Raw genomic sequence first — 22018 nt, forward strand, 5'->3', positions numbered from 1 at the left:
TGGTGCGGGATCGGCGCACCGGCTACATGGCCAAAAATATTGCAACGCAGCATAGGTAGCAATTGCAAACCTACCAAAAGCGATTGCGCGGAGTGCATCTGCCTTCGCTTCTCAACTTTGCGCGGACCGGCTAAGGGACGCGCTTTCGTGCCAAGCCTGGAACTGCCGATGACGCTCTACATCCGTTTCGCCGCGCATATCGATGCGGCGCTCGACACGCTGACCGCGGCGGGGACGCTGCCCGACGGGCTCGACCGCCGGAACGTCACGGTCGAACCGCCGCGCGATGCGAGCCACGGCGATCTGGCGACCAACGCCGCGATGGTGCTGGCCAAGCCTGCCAAGACCAATCCGCGGATGCTGGCCGAGGCGCTCGTCGTCGAACTGGCGAAGCTGGAGGACGTCGCGAGCGTCAGCGTGGCGGGGCCGGGGTTCATCAATTTGAAGCTGACCGACGACGCGTGGCGCGCCGAGCTCGCCGCGATCCACACCGCGGGCGCCGATTACGGCCGGTCGCGGCAGGGCGAGGGGCTGACGGTCAACATCGAATATGTCTCCGCCAACCCGACCGGGCCGATGCACATGGGGCATTGCCGCGGTGCGGTGGTCGGCGACGCGCTGGCCGCGTTGCTGGAATTCGCCGGGCACCGGGTGATCCGCGAATATTATGTTAACGACGCGGGCGGTCAGGTCGACGTGCTCGCGCGCTCGGCGCACCTGCGCTACCGCGAGGCGCTGGGCGAGACGGTGACGATCCCCGAGGGGCTTTATCCGGGCGAGTATCTGATGCCGGTGGGGCAGGCGCTCGCCGCCGAGTTCGGCGACCGCTTCGTCGATGCGCCCGAGAGCGACTGGCTGGTCCCTTTCCGTACCCGCGCGGTCGCGGCGATGATGGTGATGATCCGCGAGGATCTCGCCCTGCTCGGCATCCGCCACGAGGTGTTCTCGTCCGAGGCCGAGCTGCAGGCGCTCGGCAAACCTGAGGCGGCCGAGGCCGAGCTACGGTCGCGCGATCTGGTCTATGACGGCGTGCTCGAGGCGCCGAAAGGCGAGATGGCGGACGATTGGGAGCCGGTCGAACTGCCGCTGTTCCGTTCGACCCAGTTCGGTGATGATCAGGACCGGCCGATCAGGAAGTCGAACGGGTCCTGGACCTATTTTGGTGCCGATCTGGCCTATCATTTTCAGAAGAGCCAAACCGCCGACCAGCTGATCGACATCTGGGGCGCCGACCATGGCGGTACGGTCAAGCGGATCGTCGCGGGGGTCGCTGCACTGACCGGCGGCAAGACGCGGTTCGACGTCAAGCTGGTGCAGATGGTGCGGCTGCTGCGGGCGGGCGAGCCGGTCAAGATGTCGAAGCGGTCGGGCAATTTCGTGACCCTCGCCGATGTCGTGCGCGAAGTCGGCAAGGACGTGGTGCGCTTCACGATGCTCACCCGCCGCTCCGATGCGCAGATGGATTTCGACTTCGCCAAGGTGGTTGAGGCGTCGAAGGACAACCCCGTCTTCTACGTCCAGTACGCGCATGCCCGCATCGCGTCGCTGCATCGGCGCGCCGCCGAGGCGGGGATCGCGGCGATTTCGGCAGACCTGTCCCGGCTTGATACGGACGAGCTGGCGCTGGTTCAGCTGGCGGCGCAGTTCCCGCGGACCGTGGAGACCGCGGCGACGGCGCGCGAACCGCACCGTATTGCGTTTTATCTCTATGACTTAGCCGCGGCTTTCCATGCGCTGTGGAACGTCGGCAACGATCGTCCCGATCGCCGCTTCCTGGTCGTCGAGGATCCCGGCGCCACCGCGGCACGGCTTTTCTTGGCCGACGCAATCGGGCAGATTATCCGCAACGGCCTGGGCATCATGGGCGTCGAAGCCGTTTCGGAGATGAAGTGATGGCCGACGATATGGATCTGCGCGAGGAAGACCGGCTTCCCTGGCTCGAAACGGTCGAACCCGACGAGGACGAAACCGTCGGCTTAGGCCGCGTCGTCGCGCTCGTGGTACTTGGTCTGGGCGTGCTCGCCGCGATCATCTTCGGCATCTACACGCTGCAGCACCGCCAACCCGCGGGTGACGGTCAGCTGATCGCGGCGCAGGAAGGCGACTACAAGGTCAAGCCTGATCAGCCCGGCGGGCTCAAGGTCGAGGGCGAGGGCAATAGTGCGATCGCGACGAGCGCGGGCAAGGGCGCGGGCAACGGCGCGATCGACCTGCGCGGCGTACCCGAAGCACCCGTCGACGGAAAACGCGCCAAGGCCGTCACGGCCAAGACCGAGGCCGGCCGCAATGCGGTAGCACAGGTGCCGGCGTCGGGCGGACGGCTGGTCGCGACCGCGCCGGTCGCGCCGTCTCGCGCCGCCGGTGCGGGCACTGCGACCGGGTCGCTGGTCCAGCTCGGCGCCTTCCCGAGCGAGGCCGTCGCCAACGCTGCGTGGGACAAGTTCGCCAAGCGCTTCGCGTATATCGCGCCGCTCGGCAAAACGGTGCAGCCGGTCGCGGCCGGCGGGCGGACGCTGTATCGGCTGCGCGTCGACGCGGGCAGCGCCAACCAGGCGGCCGACATTTGCGGCCGACTGCGCGTGGCCGGCGAGACGTGTTTCGTCGCGAGTTGAGATTGTTGGCTGCCAAATCCGTTCTCCCGCGAAAGCGGGAGTCCAGGGTTACGGGGCGATACGCTGCTTGACCCTGGACTCCCGCTTTCGCGGGCGAACTGGGTGACATGCATGGCGTGACCTCACGCGCGGCGCGGGCTACACGCACCATATGAAGCCCGTCATTTTCGGCCTGTCCGGCCCGACCCTCTCCCCAGACGAACGCGCGTTCTTCTCCGACGTCGAGCCCGCCGGATACATCCTCTTCAAACGCAACGTCGTCGACCGTGTGCAGCTTCGCGCGCTGACCGATTCGCTGCGCGATCTTGCCGGCCGCGACGACCTCGCGATCCTGATCGACCAGGAGGGCGGGCGCGTCGCGCGGATGGGGCCGCCCGAATGGCCAGCCTTCCCCGCAGGGCCCCAGTTCGCAGCGCTGTACGAACGCGCGCCGATGACGGCGATCCATGCGGTGCGGGCGAACGCGCAGGCGCTCGGCGTGATGCTTGCCGAGGTCGGGATCACTGTCGATTGCCTGCCTCTGCTCGACGTCGCGCAGCCCGACGCGGCCGACGTCATCACGACGCGCGCCTATGGCGGCGAACCGATGCGCGTGGCGGCGATGGGCCGCGCCACGCTCGAGGGGCTCGCCGTGGGTGGGGTGGTCGGTGTGGTCAAGCACATGCCGGGCCACGGCCGCGCGCATGTCGATTCGCATCACCTGCTGCCTACCGTCACCGCGAGCGATGCCGAGCTCGAGGTCGACCTCGAACCGTTCCGCACGCTGAATGCCGCGCCGATGGGGATGACCTCGCATATCGTGTTCGAAGCCTGGGATCGGGCGCATCCCGCGACGCTGTCGCCGACGGTGATCGACGGCATCATCCGCAAACGGATCGGCTTCGACGGGCTGCTGATGACCGACGACATCGACATGAAGGCGCTGTCGGGCAGCGCGGGCGACAAGGCCGCGGGTGCGATCGCGGCGGGATGCGACCTGGTGCTCGATTGCTGGGCGCGGATGGACGAGATGGTCGAGATCGCTGGCCGGCTCGACGAGATCACGCCGCGGTCCCGCGAGAGGCTTGATCGCGCGATGGCGAGCGTGGGCCGCGCGCAAGGGGACTTTGCCGAGCTGATCGCGCGCCGCGACGCCTTGCTGGCGGTCGCCTGACCGCTACACTCGCGCGATGGCGGCCGACGACGAGACACTGACGCTGGACCTGGACGGGTGGGAAGGGCCGCTCGATCTGCTGCTGGCGCTCGCGCGCGGGCAGAAGGTCGACTTGCGGGCGATCTCGATCCTCGCGCTGGTCGAGCAATATCTCGCCTATGTCGAACGGGCGCGCGCTCTGCGACTGGAACTCGCCGCCGATTATCTCGTGATGGCAGCGTGGCTGGCCTATCTGAAGTCCGCCTTGCTGCTGCCGCGCGACCCGCAGGCCGAGCCCGACCCCGAGGAACTTGCGCTGAAACTGCAGCTGCGCCTCGAGCGGCTAAGCGCGATGCGCGAGGCGGGGGCGCGGTTGATGGCGCGCGACCGGATCGGGCGCGACGTGTTCGCGCGCGGCGCGTCCGAGGGACTGCGCACCGTCCGCACCGCGCTGTGGAGCGCGGAGATCTACGACCTGATCGCCGCTTACGGCCGGATCAGCGCGCGGACGCGGCCGGTGATGCACGTCGTCGCCGATCGCGCGGTGATGACGCTGGAGGCGGCGCTTGAGCGCGTGTCGGCGCTGCTTGGCGAACGGATCGACTGGAGCATGATCGAGAGCTTCCTGCCCGTTTCGGATGAGGCGCTGCGGCGTTCGGCGCTAGCATCCAGCTTCGTCGCCGCGCTCGAACTCGCGCGCCAGGGTCGCGTCGAGCTGCGCCAGGCTGGGCCGTTCGCGCCGCTCTATCTGCGCGCGCTGTGACCCCGCCCGACGATTTCGCGCGCGCGGTGGAGGCGGTGCTGTTCGCGGCCGAGGCACCGCTCACGATCGACGCGATTCGCGCGCATGTCGGGCCGGGCGACGTACGCGGTGCGCTCGACCGTCTGGCGGAGGACTATGCCGGTCGCGGTATCGGTATCGTCCGACGCGGCGAGCGCTGGCAGTTCCAGACCTCACCCGACATGGCGCACATGCTGCGCCGCGACCGCGAGGAGACCCGCAAGCTCAGCCGCGCGGGGATCGAGACGCTGGCGATCATCGCCTATCACGAACCCGTCACGCGCGCCGAAATCGAGGCGATCCGCGGGGTGCAGATTTCCAAGGGCACGATCGACGTGTTGCTGGAGGCAGGCTGGGTGCGCCCGGCGGGGCGGCGTGAGGTCCCCGGACGGCCGCTGACCTATGCGACCACGCCCGAATTCCTGGTGCATTTCGGGCTCGCGACCCGCCGCGACCTGCCGGGAATGGACGATTTGCGCGCAGCCGGGCTGCTCGATCCGGTCGATCTTGCCTTTGAGCAACTGGAGGTGGCAAAGCCGCGCGAACAGGATTAGATAGGCCGCAGTTTCCAGGAGAATTGCCATGGGCGGTTTCAGCCCGATCCACCTACTCGTGCTTGCGGTTGTTGCGATCCTTCTGCTCGGCGGCGGCCGTTTCTCCAGCCTGATGGGCGACGTCGCCAAGGGCGTGAAGAACTTCAAGAAGGGCATGGCCGAACAGGACGACGACGCGACCAAGCCTGCCGCGCGCATCGAAGCGCAGAAGACCGCGGATCCGGCGTTCGATCGCGACGGCAACCGCGTCCGCGAAGACCGCTAGGGCTCCGGGTTGACGCACCAAGACAGGCGCGGCTGAATGTTCGATATCGCGCCATCCGAGCTGTTGCTCGTGGGCTTTGTTGCGCTCGTCGTGATCGGGCCGAAGGACCTGCCCAAGGCGATGCGCATCGTCGGCTACTGGGTCGGCAAGGCACGCGGCGTTGCGCGGCAATTCCGCTCGGGGTTCGATTCGATGGTTCGCGAGGCGGAACTCGAAGAGATGGAGAAGCGCTGGGCGAGCGAAAACGAGCGGATCATGCGCGAGCACCCGCAACCCGCGTCGGATGTCGTCGAAGCATCGGACCCCGACGGCGAAGCGGCTGTGGTGACGGTCGAGAAGCCCGTCGTCGCACCGGCCGACACCGAGACCGCGTCTGAGCCCCAGGTTCACGGGCAGCCGTCGCCGCATACGCCAGACCTGTTCGATACCGCGCGTTCCGCATCGGACGATCAAGGCACCGCAAAGTCATGAGCGAGATCGACGACAGCCGCGCGCCCCTGCTCGATCATCTGATCGAGCTGCGCCGGCGCCTGCTCTATTGCATCGCCGCGCTCGTCGTGACGTTTGCGGTCGCAATGTATTTCGCCGAGGATATCTTCGGCTTCCTTGTTCACCCGCTGCTCGTCGCGGGGCAGAACACCGTCATCTACACCGAGATCTTCGAGGCGTTTTTCGTCCAGATCAAGGTCGCGTTCTTCGCCGCGATGATGCTGTCGTTCCCGGTGATCGCCAACCAGCTGTGGCAGTTCGTGGCGCCCGGGCTGTACAAGAAGGAGAAACGCGCGCTGCTTCCCTTCATCCTGGCGACGCCGGTGCTGTTCCTGATGGGCGCGGCGCTGGCCTATTACATCGCCATTCCGATGGCGCTGCACTTCCTGCTCGGGTTCGATGGCATGGTCGGCGGCGTGCGCCGCGAGGCGCTGCCGGCGATCGGCAAGTACCTCTCGTTCATCATGCAGTTCCTGTTCGGCTTCGGGCTCGCCTTCCTGTTGCCGGTGCTGCTGATGCTGCTGGAGCGCGCCGGGATCGTCACCCGCAAGCAGCTGGTCGGTGCGCGGCGCTATGCGATCGTCGGCGCGTTCGCGATCGCCGCGGTGCTGACGCCCCCCGATGTCGGGTCGCAGCTGCTGCTCGCGATCCCGCTGACGATTCTTTACGAACTCGCGCTGATCGGCATCTGGTTCACCGAGCGCAGCCGAGCCAAGGCGGCCGCCGTGGCGGTAGTGGAAGACTAGGTCCCGGCGCCGCATGCCGGTACGAACAAAAACGGGCTCCGGTACGTCTGTACCGGAGCCCGTTTTCGTAGCACGCGAAGGCGGCTTACTTGGCGCCGTCTGCCGTCTTGGCGACGGTTCGACCGGCCGAGCTGACGTCCTTGCCGGCGCCCTCGATCGTGTTGCATGCCGACACCATCAGTGCGCCGGCGACGAGCGCCAATCCTACCAACTTACGCATGATACTATCTCCTGAAGGCTTGAATGCCGGTTTTCCAATGATCGACCGCGGCTTTCGTTCCGTACGCGGAACGGCGCGGTTTCGACGCCGGGCACAATAAGACCCGGAAGTATCACCGGGGGGGGGGAGGGTGATACTTCCGGGCCTATTGAGTGGATGACGAGAGCGGGGGGGCATAAAGTCGCCATCCGAAGTGTAGAACGGCGATCCGCCGAGTCCGTTCCAGTGAAAATGAACTATTTTGTCGAAAAACACCGGAACCGACGACGGCTAGTCTCGCCCGGTGACCGCGAAGGCAATTTCATAGGCGCCGGCGAGCGGATCATGGTGCAACGGCGATCGCAGCTGGCGGGACAGGCCTTCCATGACACGCCCGTAGCGCGTCGCCGCTTCGCGTAGCGCGTCGCTTTCCACGAGCGCGCGCGATACCACGCGGAGCAGCGCGCGGTTCGGATCGTCGCTCGGCTTGACGACGACGCGGATCTGCGTTGCGGGATCGCAGGTCATCGCAAGCTCGATCGTTTCGGTGACCAGGAAGGCAATCGCCACCGCGACGTCCTGGTTGACGAGATACGGATCGATATCGAGCGATATGCCAAGGCCGTGCGATCGGTCGGGCGCGGTGGCACGGATATTGGCAGCGAGTTCGCCGATCATCGTCCGCAGATTGAGGCCGCGATTTTCCTCCATCTCGGCGAAATGATTGCGATGGACGACCGCCAGCGCATCGACGCGGCGCTGGATCGAGGAATAGGCCTCGGTCGCGTCCGCGCTTTTCGCGCTGCGTGCGTGGAAATTGATGAGGCTCGAGATGACCTGGAGGTTGTTCTTTACGCGGTGGTGAACTTCGCGGGTCAGTTTGGTCTGCCGCACGAGGCCTTCGGCGAGCCCTGCTTCGTGCAGGGCCACGGTCCGGCTGATCGCCTGGAAGGTTTCGCCGAGCTCGCGGATTTCCTGCGCGGGCAGGGTGCGGACTGCGCCGGGATCGATCTCTTCGCCGGGTTGGAACGCCGCCACGCTCGCCCGCAGGCGACGGAGGGGCCGGATCAGCAAATGATCAACGACGAACCAGCCGATGCTGGCGGCCGCGATCCACATCAGCAGCGGCAACAGCATCGCGATCACGAGCGACGAGGTGATCGGCGCGCTGCGTACGCTGGTGCGCAGCGTCAGGTCGGCGACGCCGAGGTCGGTCTGCATCGTCTCGAGCCGATCGAGTGGCTCTTCGTCGGGAATGGATTCGAGCTGCAGCGCATTCTCATCATGCACCAGCGCGCTGCTGAACGTCAGCGCGCGGCTGGACGGGCGACCGACCTTTTCGAGAAATGCGCGGGGAAAATAAGCGCGACCCGAGGTGCCGCCATTAGGACTCGAAATCGCCAGCACCAACGCGCGATCCGGCAGGATCGCGGCGGTGGTCGGCATATTGCCGGACTGTAGCGCGACGGGGTCTGGAAAGGGCTCGCCACACAGCACGCGTCCACGGCGGTCGGCGATGACGAACCGCGCGCCGGCCAAAGATTGCTGTGCGAACACGCCCTGCGCCCGGGCGCAGGACGGCGCGTCCGCGGGGTCGGTATCCAGCGCGTTCACAGCGACGCGCAGCGCGGTCATGTCACCGATCAACTCGATCGCGATGGCGCGCGCGCTCTCGTTCGCGGTCACCCGCAACCGGGCACGCGCTTCTGCATCGGCCAGCCGCGTCGTCTGAAACGTCGCGAACACCGCAATCAACGCCAACGGCAGCAAGGCCGCACTAAGAATGAGGAAAAGCTTGGCGCCGGTAGGTAGGCGGCTCATGCCAATGCCGGGTGCGCGACGCGCCCCGTGATCGACTGCGATCCCGTTACCCACGACGTCAACAGCGGTATCGACCGGCGTGGCCACCTGGCCCGCCGTCAGTCCAACTTGCCGAGCAGGGCCAGCATCTCATCGGGAACCGCCTCGTCGACGGTCTTCTGGTATACGGAGCGCAGCGCGGATCCCATCTGCTGATCCTTATCGCCACCCTTCTTAACGGGCTTCATCGCGGTCTTCTTCCGTGTGTCGTCGCCAAAACTCAAGACTTCCCCCTGCACGACACATTCAAAAACCACTGCCAAGCACTGCGTAGCTGGTTCAAGCCCAGCCGCATATCCGCGAAAAGCGTCTCCGTGAAACCAAATAGCCCCTCGTTGGTTCCATAGCCGTACGAAAAAACCGCGATACGTCGAACCGGGGCGTTTTTCTCGACGGCCATTGCAATGCAGACGGCGAGCCGACACATGGTGGCCGCACAGGATCAGGGAGTTACAGTTACCCATGTCGCTTGGACAGCAACTCGCACCGCATCTACCTTTCCTGCGGCGTTACGGCCGGGCGTTGACCGGCAGCCAGAGCCACGGCGACAAATATGTTCGCGCCACGCTGGAAGCGATCGTTGCCGCGCCGGAAGAATTTCCGCGCGACGTCGACCCGCGTCTGGGCCTCTATCGGATGTTCCAGGCGATCTGGAATTCCGCCAATTACGACGATGTGGCCGACGAGGGTGACGCGAGCGGTCATGAAGCGACCGCGCGGGCCCGTCTCGCTCGGATGACGCCCTTGTCGCGTCAGGCGTTGTTGCTCACGGCAATGGAAGGATTTACGCCGGAGGATGCGGCCTATCTGATCGACGTCGATACCGACGAGGTTGATACGCTAGTGTCCGAAGCCCTGTCCGAGATCGAGAACCAAACGCGAGCACGCGTCCTCATCATCGAGGACGAGCCGATCATCGCGATGGACATCGAGACGATCGTTCGTGATCTCGGCCACGATGTGACCGGCGTTGCCGTCACGCGCGACGAAGCGGTGGGTCTTGCTATGGAGGACCGTCCGGGTCTGGTGCTGGCCGACATCCAGTTGGCCGACGACAGCTCGGGGATCGACGCGGTCAAGGACATCTTGGCCGAGTTCGAGGTTCCGGTGATTTTCATCACCGCGTTCCCTGAGCGACTGCTGACCGGCGAGCGTCCCGAGCCGACCTTCCTGATCACCAAGCCGTTCCAGCGTTCGACGGTCAAGGCGGCGATCAGCCAGGCGTTGTTCTTCAATCAGGCCACCATCCCGGCGGCCTGATCACAGGACGGTTACGGACCCAAAACGGTTTTCGGGGGTTGATACGTCATGGCTGATCCACACGAACGCATTCACGTCGACACCGACGCGGCACGCGCGGGGGCAACTCCGCACATGACGCGATATATCCTTGCGATCTCGCTGATACTGGTGATTGCCATCTTTGGGTTCCTGTTCGCCCGCTAACGTACATTAATCAGTCCAACCGACTCGTTATGGTAGCCGGGAGGGCGTATAGCATCGGCGCGACGCGCGACGGATCCAAGGGATTGATCGGATTTCCATGACCCAGCCAGCTCCGCGTGACGATGACGCAGAGGACGACACGGCCGAGACGATCGCGCCGGTCGAGCACGTATCGCTGTCCGACGCTGAATTCAAAGTTCAGCTGGCGCAGGTCATCCCGCATCTTCGCGCGTTCGGCCGGTCGCTGTCGGGTAGCCGCGACCTTGCCGATGATCTTGTGCAGGAAACCTTGCTCAAGGCATGGGCCGCTCGGCTTCGGTTCCAGGCGGGCACCAACATGCGCGCGTGGACCTTCATTATCTTGCGCAACCTGTACCTTTCACAAATGCGTCGTGCCCGGTTCAAGGGCGAGTGGGACGATCTGGTGGCGGACCGCATTCTTGCCGCTCCCGCCAGCCAGGATCGGCACGTCGAGCTTGGCGACATGCAGCGTGCGCTGATGCATCTGCCGCAGCCGCAGCGCGAAGCGCTGATTCTCGTCGGCGCAGGCGGGTTTGCCTATGAAGAAGCCGCAGAAATCTGCAACGTCGCGGTCGGGACGATCAAGAGCCGTGTCGCGCGCGGACGCGTCGCACTCGAGACGATCCTGACCGACGGTTCGTTGCCGTCACGTCGCGATCACGAAACCGATACCAGCAAGACCGCACTCGACACGATTATGGGCGATGTCGAGGAACTAAGCCGCGGGCGCTAAACGCACACCCGCCGTTACTTGAAGCGTGCGGGCAGCCCGTCCAGGGTACGGAGCATCTGTGCCATGTCGTCGGGTAGACCGGGATCGGCGCCGAACGCGCCACGCAGCGAGTGTCCGACCACGTCCGTCACGCGGGGGCGTCGGACGACCTGTCGCCCGTCCGCTTCGCGGCCTGTCGTGAGAAACATATATGTCATGACGCTTACAACGACCGCGATCATGACTAGTTGCTTGATTATGAAAAATGTGCTCGTGCCGAGACATTGGGCTCATGGATAGCATCGTTCGAGCCATCGCGCGCGCGCGCGAATTTTCCCCGTTCCTGGCGATGGCGCTCGACCGCGAGCCCGCACTCGACGCCGCGCTGTCCTCCGGGCGCCTCGACCTGCGCGCGTCGAGTGCCGATCCGTCGATGCCGGTCGCGCGGCGGCTGCGAATCGAGCGCCGGGCGCTCGCGCTCAACGTGGCGATCGGCGATCTGGCCGGGGTGCTCGATCTCACCGCGGTAACCACCGCGCTGACCGACTTTGCGGACTATGCGCTCGATACTGCGATCCGCACCGCCATCGAGGAGCGCACGCCTGGCGCCGAGCCGTGCGGATTCGTCGGCATCGCCTTGGGCAAACAGGGCAGCGGCGAGCTCAATTATTCGTCCGACATCGACCCGATCCTGCTGTTCGACCCCCAAACGCTGCCGCGGCGCGCGCGCGACGAGCCCGAAGAGGCGGCCGTTCGGATCGGCAAGCGGGTCGTCGAGCTGTTGCAGGCGCGCGATGGTGACGGATATGTGCTGCGCGTCGACCTTCGGCTGCGCCCGAGTCCCGAGATCACGCCGATCGTGCTGCCGGTCGATGCCGCAATTGGTTATTACGAAGCGCAGGCGCTGCCCTGGGAACGCGCCGCGTTCATTCGTGCGCGCGCGGCGGCGGGAGATGTCGCGCTGGGCCAGCGCTTTCTCGACGCGGTCCGCCCGTTCGTCTGGCGCCGCGCCCTCGATTTCGGCGCGATCGGCGAGATACGCGGGATCTCGCGCCGGATCCGCGATCATCATGCGCAGGGGCAGCTGTTCGGGCCCGGTTACGATCTGAAGCGCGGCCGCGGCGGGATCCGCGAAGCCGAGTTCTTCGCGCAAATCCACCAGCTGATCCATGGCGGCCGCGACGGCGCGTTGCGCGCACCCGCGACTCGCGAAGCGCTCGCACGGTTGGCGGAGGCGGGGTGGATCGACCGCGACGAGGCCCGCACGCTGATCGCGGGCTACACATTGCTCCGCACGGTCGAACACCGCGTGCAGATGATCGATGACCGCCAGACCCACGCTCTGCCGACCGGCGACGCGCTGGACCGGGTCGCCAAGCTGCACGGTGTCGACAATGCCGATGCGCTCCTCGCGCTGCTGGCCCCGCACGTCGCGGGTATCGGCCGAATCTACGATGCGCTCGACGACGATGTCCGCCCGGCCTTTTCGCGCGACGCGGTGACTCTCGATACGGATCTGGCGCAGGCCGGGTTCGCCGATGCCGCCGCCGCGCGGCAGCGGATCGAGACCTGGCGCAGCACGGCCTATCCGGCGCTGCGCAGCCCGGCGGCGCAGGAGGCGCTGGAGGCGGTGCTGCCGACTCTGGTGCCCGCGCTGGCGGCGGCGCCGGTGCCGCAGGCGGCCTTGCTGCGGCTCGATGCGCTGCTCGAACGGCTACCGAGCGCGATCAACATCTTTCGCCTGCTCGAGGCGCGACCGGGTCTCGCGACCTTGCTGGCGACGATCCTCAGCCACGCGCCGACGCTCGCCGACGATCTGGCACGGCGACCCGAGTTGCTCGACGGGCTGATCGACGCCAGCGCGTTCGGCGCGGTCGGCGACGTCGCCGCGTTGATGATCGCGATGCGCGGCGGGGAGGCGGGGGGCGATTATCAGACGCGGCTCGACCATGTTCGGCGCGTCGTCGGCGAACTGCGCTTCGCACTCGGCACGCAGATCGTCGCGGGCGTCGCCGATCCGCTCGACGTCGCTGCGGGCTACGCGCGGGTCGCAGAGGCTGCGATCGGCGTTCTCGCCGATGCGACGATCGCCGAGTTCGCCCGCGCGCATGGCCGCGTGCCGGGCAGCGAACTCGTCGTCCTGGCGCTCGGGCGGATGGGTGGTGCGATGCTGACCCACGCGTCGGACCTCGATCTGATCTATCTGTTCACCGGCGACTTCACCGCCGAGTCCGACGGCACCAAGCCGCTCGGCGCGACGCTCTATTACAACCGCCTCGCGCAGCGGCTGACCGCGGCACTGTCGGTGGCGACCGCGGCGGGGCCGCTCTACGAGATCGACACGCGGCTGCGGCCTTCGGGCGGGCAGGGGCCGCTGGTGGTCACGGTCGACAGCTTCGCGCGCTACCAGCGCGAGGATGCCTGGACCTGGGAGCATATGGCGCTCACCCGCGCACGCGCCGTGTACGGCTCGGCAGAGGCACGGTCGACGGTCTCCGCGCTGATAGCTGGCGTGCTCGGTGGCGACCGGCCGAAGCGCGACATCGTCGCCGACGCCGTGACGATGCGCGCCGAGATGGCCACGCACAAACCGCCGCAGGGGCCCCTCGACGCGAAGCTTCTGCCGGGCGGGCTGGTCGACCTCGAATTTGCGGTGCACGTCGTCCAGTTGTTGCATCATGCCGGGCTGCGCCCGAACCTGGCGGCCGCGATCGACGAGCTGGTCGGACAGGGGTTGCTGCCCGAGGCGATGCGACCGGCCTATGACGTGCTGACGCGGCTGCTCGTGACGCTACGGCTCGTCGCGCCCGATGCGAAAGAGCCTGGGACCGCCACGCAGGCGCTCGTCGCCCGCGCGCTGGGCCTTGCCGACTGGGCGGCGGTGGTTGCCACGCTGGCGACGACCCGGCAGGACGTCAAGGACACATGGCAGGAGGTGACCCGTGGTTGAAGGCGACGAAATCCCCAACGTGACCGTCACCACTGCGGACGGTACGATGCCACTGACCGGGCTTGGCCTACCGCTCGTGGTCTATTTCTACCCGAAGGACGATACTGCCGGCTGCACGCGCGAGGCGAAGGATTTCACGGCGCTGGCATCGGCCTTTGCCGAAGCCGGCGCGGTGGTCGTCGGCGTTTCGAAAGATAGTCTCGACGCGCATGCCAAATTCACCGCCAAGCATTCGCTGGCAGTGACGCTTGCAAGCGATGCGGACGGCGCGATCTGCGACGCATTCGGCGTTTGGGTAGAGAAATCGATGTACGGCCGAACCTATATGGGGATCGAGCGCGCGACGTTCCTGTTCGGTGCGGACGGCACGCTCGCCAAGGTGTGGCACAAGGTCCGCGTACCCGGCCATGCCGAAGCCGTCCTTGCCGCAGTGGGAATGCTTTGAGCGGCGAGGCCTACGGACGAATTCCCCATTCGTTCCATCGCTTCGACAATAAATCTGCAACTCGCCGCATCATGCTGGCAGCCTGACGCGCGGCGCTTGCGGCGTGCGGCGGCTTCGGCCCTAACGGCAAGTGTCTGATGCGCGGAGGGGCTGCTCTTCAGAACATCATGTTGGCGCGGCGTTTCTTGTCGGAAACGCAGCTGTTTAGTGTCGGGGACCAATGGTCATTATTTCCGCTTCAGCCGTCGCAACGATGATCAAGCGCCTGGTCGGCGCACGCGAGAGCCGGGCGCTCGTCGCCATGGTCGGGGCCCTGACCATCGGCATTTCCGGCACCGCCGCCCACGCCGAGGCCGATGCGCCCGCGACCCGCGCGGTAGGCGGCACGATGATCGAAGCCAGCAGCGAGGAAGCCACCGCCGATCTGCGCGCCGATGCCCAGTTCCGCACCTTGTTCCAGACCTGGAAGAAGTTCGACGCGCCGGCGCAGCAGGGCGTGATTGCGATCCCCTCGGTCCACCCGGTTCACAGCCTGTCCTTCACGAGCAATTTCGGCATCCGCTCGGATCCGTTCCGCGGCACCGCGGCGATGCATGCCGGCGTCGACATCCCCGGCCCGGTCGGGACGCCGATCTACGCTACCGCAGACGGGATCGTCTCGCATTCGGGTCGCCAGGGCGGCTACGGCAACATGGTCGAGCTGAACCACGGCAAGGGCATCGCGACGCGCTACGGCCATCTGTCGAAGATCCTCGTCGCCGACAACGCCCGCGTGACGCGTGGCCAGTTGATCGCGTTGATGGGTTCGACCGGGCGTTCGACCGGCCCGCATTTGCATTACGAGGTCCGGATCGACGGTCACGCGGTCAACCCGGTGCCGTTCCTGACCACCGCCGACTATCTGCTCGCCGCGCAGGACCGTTCGGTCCGTGCGATCCCGATCTCGACCACGGGCCCTGCCGCGCAGGACTGAGCCGACCACCCCGGCGTTGCCGGGCAGGAGAGGTTGCCCGCACCCCGGCGACCGCCTATCTTGACCCCATGGCAATGCTGGCACCCGAGATCATCCTCACCCCCTCTGCCGCGGCGCGCGTTGCGGCGATCGCCAGCAAGCAGGGCAAGCCCGCGATCCTGCGGCTTTCCGTCGATGGCGGTGGCTGCTCCGGCTTCCAGTATAAGTTCGGGTTTGCCGACGCCGCCGAGAGCGACGACGTGATCGCCGAGACCGACGGCGTCCGGCTCGTCGTCGACAGCGTCAGCATCGATCTGGTCCGCGGTTGCGCGGTCGACTATGTCGAATCGCTCGGCGGCGCCGCGTTCAAGGTCGAGAACCCGAACGCTGCATCGGGCTGTGGGTGCGGTTCCAGTTTCGCGATCTGATCCGGCGCGCTAAGCCGGGCGCATGAAAATCGTCACCTACAACGTCAATGGCATCAAGGCACGGCTGCCGCGGCTGGTCGAGTATCTGACCGAACAGCAGCCCGACATCGTCTGCCTGCAGGAACTGAAGGCCGAGGCGTTTCCGGTCGCTGAGATCGAAGGGCTCGGCTACGGCGCGATCTGGCACGGCCAGAAGAGCTGGAACGGCGTGGCGATCCTCGCGCGCGGCAGCATGCCCGTCGAGCGCCAGCGCGGTCTGGACGGCGAACCCGAGGACGACCATAGCCGCTATCTCGAGGCCGAGGTCGACGGCGTTATCGTCGGAGCGTTGTACCTGCCCAACGGCAATCCGCAGCCGGGCCCCAAATTCGAGTACAAGCTACGCTGGATGGATCGCCTCGCGGCGCGCGCTCGCACCCTGCTCGCGGAGGAAAAGCCGGTGGTGCTGGCCGGCGACTTCAATGTCATCGCGAACGACGACGACACCTATTCGGTCCGCGCGATGCAGAGCGACGCCCTTATGCAGCCCGAATCGCGCGAACACTATCGCGCGCTGGTGGCGCAGGGCTGGACCGATTCGCTGCGCACGCAATATCCTAAGGGCGGGGTGTGGACGTTCTGGGACTATCAGGCGGGCGCATGGCAGCGCGACGCCGGGTTCCGGATCGATCATCTGCTGCTCAGTCCCCAGGCCGCCGATCGGATGATCGACGCCGGCGTCGACAAGGCCTATCGCGGCCGCGAAAAGGCGAGCGACCATGCTCCGACCTGGGTACGATTACGGTAAGGGCCGGATATGATTGGACGATTGGGGCTGCTGGGACTGGCGATGCTTGCCGCGACCCCCGCGCTGGCGCAAGCCGACGAACCGCGCTTCTGCCCTAACCGCCCGAGTCTGGGATCGTCGGCGTGCACCACCGAGCCGGGTAAGGTGCAGGTCGAGCTATCCGCGGTCGACTGGCAACGCGACGACACCGCCGAATCGCGCGAGGATACCGTGCTCGCGGGCGATCTGCTGGTGCGGTTCGGCCTGGGCGCCAGCACCGAGGCGCAGGTCGGCTGGACCGGGTTCGGCCATGTCCGCACCCGCGACAAGGCATCCGGCGCGATCGATACCGTCAACGGCGTCGGCGACATCCGGCTGGCGCTGCGCCAGAACCTCGCCAACCCCGACGGCAAGGGTCTGTCCTACGGCGTCGAGCCGTTCGTGACTCTGCCCGTCGGCCGTGAGCCGATCGGCGACGGCGACTGGGGGGCGGGGGTGATGGTCCCGGTGACCTACGACCTTACCGACAAATGGAACCTCGCCTTCACCGGCCAGGCCGAAGCGGCGCCCGACGAAGACGGCGACGGCCGGCATTTCGCCTATAGCGGGATCGTCGGGCTCGGCTTTCAGCTCAGCAAGCAATGGACCGTAGTCGGCGAGCTCTCGGTCGCGCGCGACGACGATCCGATCGACGCGCATACCGAGACGGTCGCCGCCACCTCGGTGGCATGGCAGCCGCGGACCGGGCTGCAGCTCGATCTGCTCGGCACGGTGGGGCTCAACCACGACGCCCCCGATTTCCGGCTGGTGACGGGCGGGGCCATCCTGTTCTGATCTTCTGTTCCCCCGCTTTCGCGAGGGAACAGGCTACAGGGCCTTCCCGTACACCTGATACACCTTGTTCATGCGGCTCTCGATCGTCTCGGCGATCGATCGCATCCCCTGGTTATCGTCGAGGATCCAGCCGATTTCCGCGCGGGTCGCGCCATAGTTCGCCGCCGAGGCGCGGCGGATATATTCGATCATCATGAAGGCGAGCTGGCTCGCCATCCGCGACGACTGCATGTCCTTGACCACGCCCATCAGCGGTACGCGCACGGTGCGCACCCTGGGCTTGCGCAGCCACCACAACAGCTTGGCCCAGCCGAATGGCAACAGATTGCCCTTCAGCGGCGCGATCGCCTCGTTCAGGTCGGGCAGCGTGATCATGAACGCGGCGGGCTTGCCGTCGACCTCGGCGATGCGGATCAGGTCGTTGAACACGATCGGCTTCAGCTTGACGCCGACATCCTTGATCTCGGGTTCGGTGAGCGGCACGAACCCCCAATTGTCCGACCACGCGTCGTTGAGGATGTTGAGGATGATCGCCGCTTCCTGGTCGAACTTGGTCTTGTCGACTTCGCGGATGACGATCCGCGGGTTCTTCTCGCCCGATTTGATGATCCGCTGAACGATCGGCGGGAACATCTTCGTGACGTCGACCTCATAGGTCAGCAGCCGTTTGACGCACACATAGCCCGAACCCTCGATCCAGCCGCGATAGTCGGGCTTGGCGTGCCCCATCATGATCGTCGGCGGGTGGTCATAGCCTTCGACCAGCAGCCCCGGCTCCTCCCAGATCGACATGCTGATCGGGCCCAGCGCGCGGGTCATGCCCTGGCCGCGCAGCCAGTCCTCGGCGGTCGCGATCAGCCGTGCGCCGGTTTCGGCATCCTCCGCGTCGAACAGTCCCCATTGCCCGACGCCGGGGCCAAAGCCTTGCTCGGGCGGCATCGTCAGCGCCAGCGTGTCGATATGCGCGGAAATCCGCCCGACGACGCGCCCGTCGCGCTCGGCCAGGAACAGTTGTGCCTTGGCGTGGCTGAACCAGCCGTTCTTCTCGGGCGTGATCAGCCCCAGCGCCTCGTTCTTCAGCGGCGGAATCCAGTTCGGATCATCGGCATAAAGGCGGAAGGGCAGGTCGATGAACGCCTTGCGATCGCGCTTCGATTCGATCGGACGGATGATGGTATTGGCCACGTGACGACGTCCCTGTAGTTCGGCGCTTCAGTTCCCTTGGCCAAGGGTGCATGTCAAGCTGGCGGGCAACACAGCGTTTCCGAACCGGGTGCGGGCTGTAAAGTCACTGTGTCGCCATTATCTAGCGGTAATGGATAGCCTTATGGACACTTCGATCGCCCTTTCGCGCGGCCCCGCCACGGCGTCGCCGATCCCCGCCAAGTCGCACCGCGTCGCCGACGACAAGGCGATGCTGCGTACCGCGGCGGAGGCGACCCGCGACCTGATCACGCCGAGCCGCGCGATCTATTGGGGTGACCTGATTGCCTCGGTCGGCATCGGCTATGGCGCGCTCGCGGTGGCGGTGACCACCACGTCGACCGGGTGGATGGTTGCCGCCGGCATCGTTTCGGTGCTGGCATTGTACCGCGCCCTGAGCTTCATCCACGAGATCACGCACATCAAGCACGCCGCGCTTCCGGGTTTCCGGACCGGCTGGAACGCGCTGGTTGGCGTGCCGATGATGGTACCGTCGTTCATGTACGAAGGCGTGCACAACCTGCATCATGCCAAGACGCGCTACGGCACGTCGGAAGATCCCGAATATCTGCCGCTGGCGCTGATGAAGCCCTACACGCTGCCGCTGTTCATCCTTGTATCGGCGCTGGCGCCGGTCGGCCTGTTGATCCGCTACGGCGTGCTAGCGCCGCTGTCCGTGATCATTCCGGGATTCCGCAAGGTCGTCATCGAGCGCTATTCGGCGCTATCGATCAACCCGTCGTTCCGCCGCCGCCTGCCCGAGGGGGAGTTTCGCGCGCAGTGGCTGAAGGTCGAGACCGCCACCGCGATCTGGGCGGTTGCACTGCTGACGATGGTCGCGACTGGCATTATCCCGGTACGCGGGTTCGCGATCGCGATGATCATCGGTTCGGGTGTCGCGGTGCTCAACCAGGTCCGAACGCTGGTAGCGCATCTGTGGGAGAACGAAGGCGAGGTGATGAGCGTGACCGCGCAGTACCTCGACAGCGTCAACGTGCCGCCGCCGGCACTGTTGCCGGTGCTGTGGGCACCCGTCGGTCTCCGCTATCACGCGCTGCATCACCTGCTGCCGGGCGTGCCGTATCACGCATTGGGCGAGGCGCATCGGCGCCTGTCGGACAAGCTCGACGCAATGTCGCCGTATCACAAGGCGAGCTATCCGGGTCTGCCGGGCCTGGTCAGCAAGATCGCGCGCAGCACGATGGTGGCGCGCTGATCATCCTCCCGTCATCCTGACCACGTCAGGATGACGGGAGGCGTCTATTCCTCGCTTCGGATCAGCACGGCCTCGCCGATCAGGAAGAACAACAGGAACGGCGCCCAGGCCGCGAGAAACGGCGGGTACGCCCCCAGATTTCCCATCGCGAGCGCGAAATTGTCGGCGACGAAATAGGCGAACCCAAGCGCCATTCCGATCACCGCGCGGATGAACAGCTTGCCCGATCGCGCGATCCCAAACGCCGCCACCGCACCGAGCAACGGCATCAGCACGGCGGACAGCGGCCCGGACAGCTTATGCCACAGCGATCCCTCCAATGCCTTGGTCGGCCGGCCCGCGTCCGAGAGGTCGGCGATCGCCGCCTTTAGCGCGCCGAACGATAGCCCATCCGCGTTGACGGTCGACAGCGTGAATTGGTCGGGCCGAACATCCTTCGCGACCACCGTCGTGCCGAGCTGGGTCACGGTGCCCTTGGCAACATCAAAGCGATTGGCAGGCCAGATCGACCAGCCGCCAGGTACCCGGCGCCCATGATCGGCGCGGATCACCGCGACGAGGTTGCCGCCGGTCCGGTCGTACAGCGTGACACCGCCTAGCCGTGCCGCGTCGCCGCGCCCGCGAATTTGTGCGACCTCGATCAAATCGTCGCCGTCGCGGACCCAGACGTTGCTACGATCGCCACGATCGATCGGCAGGCGCCCGTAATCGACCTTTTGCCATTGATCGAGAGTCGCGGTCGCGCGCGCCACGACGCGGTCGCTGAACACGAAGCTAATCACCGCGACCCCCATGCTCGCGACGAGCAGCGGCGCCAGCACCTGGTGCGCGGACAATCCCGACCCCTTTAGAGCAACGATCTCGCTGTTCTGGTTCATCGTGATCAACGTCAGGATCGTGCCGAGCAGCACCGAAAAGGGCAGGAACCGAGCGATGATCTGCGGCACGCGCAGACTGACATAATGCCACACCTGCGCATCGCCGTTTCCGGGAAACGCCAGGATGCGCCCCGATTCGCTCAGCAGATCGAGGGCCTGCAGCACCAGCACCAGCGCGGCCAGCACCGCGAAGGTGCGGACCAGGAACAGGCGCGCCATGTAGATCGCCACGGTGCGCGACGGGAAGAAGCTGATGGTGTTCATGCCGAGGCTCCGCGGCCCATAGTCCGACGGCGCCCGGGCAGACGGCTGGTGACGGCCTTCGCGGCCTTGGAGAAGACGCGTTCGAGCGCGCCGATCGGCTGCCCGCCGGGGACATAGGCGATAGTGTGGTACATCCACAGGATCAGTCCGGCGAACACCGTGAACGGCACCCATAGCGCGATGATGGGGTCGATCCGGCCGAGCTCGCCGATGTCGGCCGCGTACTGGTTCACCTTGTGATAGGTGACGATCATAACGATCGCCAGGAACACGCCGAACGCCGACGAGGATCGCTTGGGTGGCACGCCCAGCGACAGCGCCAGAAGCGGCAGCAGGAACATCGTCGCGACCTCCGCCAGGCGGAAATGGAATTCGGATCGGCTGCTGTCGCGCGCTTCGACGCTGGCCGCGCTGCTCCCCTGGCGGGCGAGTTCGGGCAGGGTATATTCAAGGTTGCGACCGCCGCGTCCGCGGAAACTGCCGAACTTGGGCAGGTTGATGGGCAGATCGTGGCTGTCGAACGTCAACACGCGCGGCGCCTTGAACTCGGGCCGGTTGTGGATCAGCGTGCCGTTCGCCAAGCGGAAGATGATGACGTTGGGATCGTCGGTCGCCAGGAACTTGCCCTTGGCCGCGGTGACGCCGATCCAGTCGCCCTTCGCCGATTGCGCGTGGACGAAGATGCCCGACAGCTCACGACCCTTGTCCTTGCTCTGCTCGATCCGCAACGTCATCCGGTCGCCCAAATGCGTGAACTCGCCGACCTTGATCGACGCGCCGAGTGCGCCGGTGCGTAGCTCGAACCGCAGGCCCTCGTAATAATACCGCGCGATCGGCTGTACGTAGCCGACGATCGCCAGGTTCGTCAGCGCCAGCGCGATCGTGTACATGTACGGCACGCGCAGCAGCCGGGTGTAGCTCATGCCGACACCCCGCAGCACGTCGAGCTCGGACGAGGTCGCGAGCCGTCGGAACGCGAGCAAGATGCCGAGGAGCAACCCGATCGGGATCCCGAGCCCCAAATATTCGGGCAGCAGGTTGGCGAGCATCCGCCACACCACGCTGATCGGGCCGCCCTGAGTCGCGACGAAGTTGAACAGCCCGAGCATCCGGTCGAGCACGAACAGCATGACGGCGATCAGCAGGGTCGCGAACAGCGGCACCGCGATCAGCCGGGCCATGTAACGGTCGATGGATTTCATGGAGAAGGCTCAGGAGGCAGGATCGGGGCGGTATAGGCGGGGCGGGGCAGGGCGTCACGCGCT

At 66.1% G+C, this 22018-nt stretch carries 25 protein-coding genes; 18 read left to right on the top strand and 7 right to left on the bottom strand.

Annotated features, from left to right (window positions below):
- The first annotated feature begins 168 nt into the window (after positions 1–168).
- From argS to tatC, 8 genes are all read left to right on the top strand, one after another.
- The gene (gene argS, locus U1701_RS10555) at positions 169–1893 is read left to right on the top strand and encodes an arginine--tRNA ligase (protein ID WP_332782730.1); all 1725 of its coding nucleotides are present in this window, start codon (positions 169–171) and stop codon (positions 1891–1893) included.
- Entirely contained in the window at positions 1893–2612 is a 720-nt protein-coding gene (locus U1701_RS10560) for an SPOR domain-containing protein (RefSeq protein WP_332782526.1), read from the top strand. The genes argS and U1701_RS10560 overlap by 1 nt, the downstream gene beginning before the upstream one ends.
- 151 nt (positions 2613–2763) lie before the next feature.
- Complete coding sequence (locus tag U1701_RS10565) at positions 2764–3765, top strand: glycoside hydrolase family 3 N-terminal domain-containing protein (protein WP_332782527.1); 1002 nt, start codon at positions 2764–2766, stop codon at positions 3763–3765.
- Between the two features lie 16 nt (positions 3766–3781).
- Positions 3782–4507: a segregation and condensation protein A gene (locus U1701_RS10570; protein WP_332782528.1), complete on the top strand. Its 726-nt coding sequence runs from the start codon at positions 3782–3784 to the stop codon at positions 4505–4507.
- The gene (scpB, locus tag U1701_RS10575) at positions 4504–5079 is read left to right on the top strand and encodes an SMC-Scp complex subunit ScpB (RefSeq protein WP_332782529.1); all 576 of its coding nucleotides are present in this window, start codon (positions 4504–4506) and stop codon (positions 5077–5079) included. Before U1701_RS10570 ends, scpB begins: the two co-directional genes overlap by 4 nt.
- Positions 5080–5107: 28 nt before the next feature.
- Positions 5108–5344, top strand: coding sequence for a twin-arginine translocase TatA/TatE family subunit (locus U1701_RS10580; RefSeq protein ID WP_332782530.1), 237 nt, complete (start codon positions 5108–5110; stop codon positions 5342–5344).
- Between the two features lie 36 nt (positions 5345–5380).
- On the top strand, positions 5381–5815 hold the full coding sequence (tatB, locus tag U1701_RS10585; protein WP_332782531.1) for a Sec-independent protein translocase protein TatB: 435 nt from the start codon (positions 5381–5383) through the stop codon (positions 5813–5815).
- Positions 5812–6579 (top strand): twin-arginine translocase subunit TatC, encoded by a 768-nt coding sequence (gene tatC, locus U1701_RS10590; protein ID WP_332782532.1) that lies wholly within the window; start codon positions 5812–5814, stop codon positions 6577–6579. The genes tatB and tatC overlap by 4 nt, the downstream gene beginning before the upstream one ends.
- Positions 6580–6664: 85 nt before the next feature.
- On the opposite strand, the gene U1701_RS10595 is transcribed toward tatC, so the two are convergent.
- The 3 genes from U1701_RS10595 to U1701_RS10605 form a co-directional block, all read right to left on the bottom strand.
- A complete protein-coding gene (locus U1701_RS10595) occupies positions 6665–6799 on the bottom strand; it encodes an entericidin A/B family lipoprotein (protein ID WP_332782533.1) in 135 nt (44 codons plus the stop codon).
- A gap of 270 nt (positions 6800–7069) precedes the next feature.
- The gene (locus U1701_RS10600) at positions 7070–8599 is read right to left on the bottom strand and encodes a sensor histidine kinase (protein ID WP_332782534.1); all 1530 of its coding nucleotides are present in this window, start codon (positions 8597–8599) and stop codon (positions 7070–7072) included.
- Positions 8600–8697: 98 nt separating this feature from the next.
- Positions 8698–8862 (bottom strand): NepR family anti-sigma factor, encoded by a 165-nt coding sequence (locus U1701_RS10605; protein ID WP_332782535.1) that lies wholly within the window; start codon positions 8860–8862, stop codon positions 8698–8700.
- Positions 8863–9100: 238 nt separating this feature from the next.
- Here U1701_RS10605 and U1701_RS10610 point away from each other — a divergent pair, with 238 nt between their 5' ends.
- From U1701_RS10610 to U1701_RS10620, 3 genes are all read left to right on the top strand, one after another.
- Positions 9101–9898: a response regulator gene (locus tag U1701_RS10610; RefSeq protein WP_332782536.1), complete on the top strand. Its 798-nt coding sequence runs from the start codon at positions 9101–9103 to the stop codon at positions 9896–9898.
- A gap of 48 nt (positions 9899–9946) precedes the next feature.
- Positions 9947–10084, top strand: a complete 138-nt coding sequence (locus tag U1701_RS10615; protein WP_332782537.1) for a hypothetical protein — start codon at positions 9947–9949, stop codon at positions 10082–10084.
- A gap of 97 nt (positions 10085–10181) precedes the next feature.
- Positions 10182–10838: a sigma-70 family RNA polymerase sigma factor gene (locus U1701_RS10620; RefSeq protein ID WP_332782538.1), complete on the top strand. Its 657-nt coding sequence runs from the start codon at positions 10182–10184 to the stop codon at positions 10836–10838.
- Between the two features lie 14 nt (positions 10839–10852).
- Here the strand turns inward: U1701_RS10620 and U1701_RS10625 are convergent, their stop codons facing one another.
- Positions 10853–11026: a hypothetical protein gene (locus U1701_RS10625; RefSeq protein ID WP_332782539.1), complete on the bottom strand. Its 174-nt coding sequence runs from the start codon at positions 11024–11026 to the stop codon at positions 10853–10855.
- 83 nt (positions 11027–11109) lie between these two features.
- Here U1701_RS10625 and U1701_RS10630 point away from each other — a divergent pair, with 83 nt between their 5' ends.
- The 6 genes from U1701_RS10630 to U1701_RS10655 all read left to right on the top strand — a co-directional run bounded on the left by U1701_RS10630 (position 11110) and on the right by U1701_RS10655 (position 17192).
- Positions 11110–13767: a bifunctional [glutamine synthetase] adenylyltransferase/[glutamine synthetase]-adenylyl-L-tyrosine phosphorylase gene (locus tag U1701_RS10630; RefSeq protein WP_332782540.1), complete on the top strand. Its 2658-nt coding sequence runs from the start codon at positions 11110–11112 to the stop codon at positions 13765–13767.
- Positions 13760–14212: a peroxiredoxin gene (locus tag U1701_RS10635; protein ID WP_332782541.1), complete on the top strand. Its 453-nt coding sequence runs from the start codon at positions 13760–13762 to the stop codon at positions 14210–14212. The genes U1701_RS10630 and U1701_RS10635 overlap by 8 nt, the downstream gene beginning before the upstream one ends.
- 253 nt (positions 14213–14465) lie before the next feature.
- On the top strand, positions 14466–15185 hold the full coding sequence (locus tag U1701_RS10640; RefSeq protein WP_332782542.1) for a M23 family metallopeptidase: 720 nt from the start codon (positions 14466–14468) through the stop codon (positions 15183–15185).
- Positions 15186–15253: 68 nt separating this feature from the next.
- A complete protein-coding gene (erpA, locus tag U1701_RS10645) occupies positions 15254–15592 on the top strand; it encodes an iron-sulfur cluster insertion protein ErpA (protein WP_332782543.1) in 339 nt (112 codons plus the stop codon).
- Between the two features lie 22 nt (positions 15593–15614).
- Positions 15615–16379, top strand: a complete 765-nt coding sequence (gene xth / locus U1701_RS10650; protein ID WP_332782544.1) for an exodeoxyribonuclease III — start codon at positions 15615–15617, stop codon at positions 16377–16379.
- A 9-nt stretch (positions 16380–16388) separates the two neighbouring features.
- Positions 16389–17192 carry a transporter gene (locus U1701_RS10655; RefSeq protein ID WP_332782545.1) on the top strand — a complete coding sequence of 268 codons (804 nt, stop codon included), beginning with the start codon at positions 16389–16391 and terminating at the stop codon, positions 17190–17192.
- Between the two features lie 33 nt (positions 17193–17225).
- Here the strand turns inward: U1701_RS10655 and U1701_RS10660 are convergent, their stop codons facing one another.
- Complete coding sequence (locus U1701_RS10660) at positions 17226–18377, bottom strand: N-acetyltransferase (RefSeq protein ID WP_332782546.1); 1152 nt, start codon at positions 18375–18377, stop codon at positions 17226–17228.
- A 130-nt stretch (positions 18378–18507) separates the two neighbouring features.
- Between U1701_RS10660 and U1701_RS10665 the strand changes: the two genes are divergently transcribed.
- Positions 18508–19611, top strand: a complete 1104-nt coding sequence (locus U1701_RS10665) for a fatty acid desaturase family protein (RefSeq protein ID WP_332782547.1) — start codon at positions 18508–18510, stop codon at positions 19609–19611.
- 44 nt (positions 19612–19655) lie between these two features.
- On the opposite strand, the gene lptG is transcribed toward U1701_RS10665, so the two are convergent.
- Entirely contained in the window at positions 19656–20753 is a 1098-nt protein-coding gene (lptG, locus tag U1701_RS10670; protein ID WP_332782548.1) for an LPS export ABC transporter permease LptG, read from the bottom strand.
- Positions 20750–21955, bottom strand: a complete 1206-nt coding sequence (lptF, locus tag U1701_RS10675) for an LPS export ABC transporter permease LptF (RefSeq protein ID WP_332782549.1) — start codon at positions 21953–21955, stop codon at positions 20750–20752. The genes lptG and lptF overlap by 4 nt, the downstream gene beginning before the upstream one ends.
- Positions 21956–22018 lie beyond the last annotated feature (63 nt).

This window comes from Sphingomonas rhamnosi, from assembly GCF_036663615.1.
In the GTDB taxonomy this organism is placed as follows: domain Bacteria; phylum Pseudomonadota; class Alphaproteobacteria; order Sphingomonadales; family Sphingomonadaceae; genus Sphingomonas.